Annotated in this window: 1 protein-coding gene and 1 pseudogene; both read right to left on the bottom strand. The window is 43.8% G+C overall.

Annotated elements, in window-relative coordinates:
- A pseudogene (locus HT693_RS12315) lies at positions 1–936 on the bottom strand (transposase); the annotation flags it as partial.
- On the bottom strand, positions 911–1096 hold the full coding sequence (locus HT693_RS00595; RefSeq protein WP_249275471.1) for a transposase: 186 nt from the start codon (positions 1094–1096) through the stop codon (positions 911–913). The pseudogene HT693_RS12315 and the gene HT693_RS00595, both read right to left, overlap by 26 nt.
- Between the last annotated feature and the right edge of the window lie 2 nt (positions 1097–1098).

Raw genomic sequence — 1098 nt, 5'->3', positions numbered from 1 at the left:
ACCTTTAGCGCCGAAGGGTGAGTTATCTGCTTGCTTGGGGGTGGATTCAAAAAACTTCCTTCTCACATGCGCCCAACATCCAACAAGTTCAGCTTCTTCCAGTTGACGATAAGCTTCTAGCGGTTCGCAGTTTACCAAGCTTAGCGTCGCCTTGCTCCTAAACCTTGGACTGCTATCGCATAGGCAGAACTAGAGGACTAAAGTCCTAAGTTACTGCCGCAACATATCACAATGCACATATCCAGAATAATCTCCTAGGAATTCTTGTACTACTGAACCACTTCGACGCTGATCATGGTGGTACAGCGTGATTCCTTGCTTCTCAGCTTTCCCAGACAAAAAAGTCCAATAGTAGGTCAGATGGCTATCACTCTCTAGCACCCTATAAGAAGTTTCATCCGCATGAAGTAAGGGCTGAGTCAATAGTCTCTCTCGCAAGAGGTTATAGAGGGGCTCCAAATAGTATTGACTCGCCTTGATATGCCAATTAGAGATTTCCTTACGTGTGATTGGTAAACCCATCCTAGCTCAATCTTCTTCTTGGCGATAATTGGGGACCTTCAGATTAAACTTCTGATGGATGGTGTGAGCGATAATAGAAGCTGAGCCAAGGCTATGCGCCAAAGGGGCTTTAGGAATAGGAGCTTTCACAATTTTATCACTCGGATTTTTCTCACTGCATGCTTGGCATTTGTAAGAGTGTTGGATATGATCTATGCGTTTTAATTGCGCAGGAATAAAGACTAATTCTTGGCCTTGAAGACTCGCTCCAATCTCTTTTAGCTCTCCCTGACAGTCAGGGCAAATGCAATCCTCTAAGCGATGATGAACTTCTTCTGAATCGAATTGGGCAAGAAGAGCTTGACGTTTTCCTTTAGCTTTCTTACGTTTATAGGTGATTTCTTCTCTTTCAACTGGGAACCTCTCCATCTTCATCAGATGAAGCTTCCTCCTCAAAAAGGCTGACTTGTCCAGATGGACAAACACTTTTCTCAGAGGATTTTCCATAGAGCTTTTGCGTTAGATAAGCCACTTGTTCACGCAGAAGGGCAAGTTCATTGGTGAGACTATCAATTGTAGCACTCTGTTGTTGAATGA

Origin of the sequence: Streptococcus sp. 2154, assembly GCF_013277255.1 — a bacterium.
Classification (GTDB): domain Bacteria; phylum Bacillota; class Bacilli; order Lactobacillales; family Streptococcaceae; genus Streptococcus; species Streptococcus pseudopneumoniae.
This window is presented reverse-complemented; position numbering and strand designations above follow the sequence as displayed.